This window comes from Nonomuraea sp. NPDC003804 (genome assembly GCF_040610675.1).
Taxonomy (GTDB): domain Bacteria; phylum Actinomycetota; class Actinomycetes; order Streptosporangiales; family Streptosporangiaceae; genus Nonomuraea.
Window position 1 is genome coordinate 1 of the sequence record NZ_JBEXMT010000087.1, and the last position, 1827, is coordinate 1827.

The 1827-nt window shown below is 54.8% G+C and carries 3 protein-coding genes; all 3 read right to left on the bottom strand.

All coding sequences use genetic code 11. The annotated features are described in order from the left end of the window. On the bottom strand, positions 1-511 hold a 511-nt coding region (locus ABZX22_RS44925), incomplete at its 3' end, for a hypothetical protein (protein ID WP_354923427.1). Between the two features lie 100 nt (positions 512-611). Then, the gene (locus tag ABZX22_RS44930; protein ID WP_354923430.1) at positions 612-839 is read right to left on the bottom strand and encodes a hypothetical protein; all 228 of its coding nucleotides are present in this window, start codon (positions 837-839) and stop codon (positions 612-614) included. A gap of 218 nt (positions 840-1057) precedes the next feature. Continuing rightward, the coding region (locus tag ABZX22_RS44935) for a hypothetical protein (RefSeq protein ID WP_354923433.1) at positions 1058-1827 on the bottom strand (770 nt) is incomplete at its 5' end.

Sequence of the window (1827 nt, forward strand, 5' to 3'; positions counted from 1 at the left end):
CTATCGCCTTGAACTTCGCTGGGGATGGCGGATAGATACCGCTACTTGTTGCAGAAAATCCGATAGGCACATTGAGGTTTGATGAATGAAAAGCCGAGATGAGTCCGGAAAAAGCCTTCTGATGCTCTGCGTCCCTATGAAGGAACTTGAACTTCTTAGATGAGATAGAGCCATCAACAGGGAGAGTGTCGCGACGCTCACCCTTGAACGGACGTCGCAACAGTACAGCATCAATATTCGTCACGTGACCAGCCAAAACGAAAAGGCACACGGCGTCTGGATGCGCTCTTTTCATCAAGGAAAGCCTTACGAAGTCGGCCATCAAATTCGACACAGTGCAATGTGAGGAACCAGCCCACTTAGCTTCGATCAGGACTTGCGGCTCAGATACAGGCATCCGCTTATCGTCATATATCAGCGCGAAGTCCACATTTTTTTTGCGCCCGCCGCCACTTTTCTCGCCGACAACTGGCACCCGCTGTATCGCAGGAAGTGGGTAGTCCGCGTGCACACGAGCTGCCTTGTGATCTCCGTGTAGCGAGCTAGCAACGCTCCCTATTGCAGCCTTGAAAGAACTCTCAGAGAACAGCCCTGCCCTGAAGCAACAAGCCTCAAAGTGCATCCAGCTTCCCAAAGCTTCGGCGAATCGACGTGTGTGTTTCATGCGCATGTATTGGTCCTTCATCATTCTCGGAGCGAACAGGCAATAGCTTGACGTAGAACAAGAGGCTGAGCCAGCGCTTCGAGGCCAGAAACTTCGAAGGCCCTCCTTTTCCGTTGTCGACTAAGCCAGCTTCGCCAAAGCCGCTCAGCATCTCAGCCTGTCCCAGCCAGATCATTCGCCAGCTCTAATAGAAGCTCAGCGCATGCCCGCTGAACTGCAGCACGCACAGCGCCCTCCCAACCGAACCCTGACAGCACCCACATGAGCGAGCGGCACGGCAGGACCAGAAGGTTGCAGCTCTTTTAGAGCCGTCCGTGATATCGGGGTAGAACCCCGCGCAGTTGAGCAACCCGCTCGGCTGCGCAGGGAAGTGATTTCTTCTTCTGGCCTTCTTCAGCGGCACGGGACGGGATCACCGGAAGCTCGGAACGCCGGAGAGAGCATGGCCTTTGTAATAACAACTGCGGTCCGGGCGCACTCTCCAGCGATCTCTGCGGAAATGGCGAATCTCTTCAGAACTTCAGTTGCCACGCCCCGCTCGCGCATGCCGCTCTTAAGCAGGGTCATGGACAGGGCCATAATTCTGCTCGACATGTTCCGACGCGCAAGAAGGTCCTGGCCAGGTTGCCTCTGAAGATCTAGGTAGACGCTGAATGATGGCGCACGGTGGATAGAACTTTTTCGTTTAGAAACCAACAATAGGCTAAGGAACTGCTGGCTAGGGAACACACGCGTATTGGCCTTGCAGAGCGCGTGGAGCACGACTTCGAATTTCCTCGCCTGAGCCCCCCAGTCCTCTAGATCAAAGGCGATCTCACCGTCCACCTCATGGCCTGGAAACAATGAAGTCGACGAGGCCGGAACTGGTTCGGTCAGAATTCCGATGATGTCAACAGATTTGATGGCGGATAGGTTGAGTAGCGTTCTGAAAGTGGTGGTAGTTCGTCTGAAGCGAATTGCATCCCTCCAGAACCTGTTATGAACGCTCTTCAGCCTATCCAATGTCCCATCTTGAAGGAGCCCATCAAAGAAGCGTTGATAGTTCTCCGCAGGGATAACCACATCAGGGTTGGTTGCGGTCCAGCGTACGACCTCCTCGATCGAGGCGTTGGCCCAGGACTGAAGTGCGCTCGGCCTCTCGTGCGTAGTCGCGCGCGCTAGGC

Excerpts from the sequence above, each read along its gene's own strand:
- ABZX22_RS44930 (WP_354923430.1), bottom strand. The coding sequence starts at position 839 with ATGATCTGGCTGGGACAGGCTGAGATGCTGAGCGGCTTTGGCGAAGCT.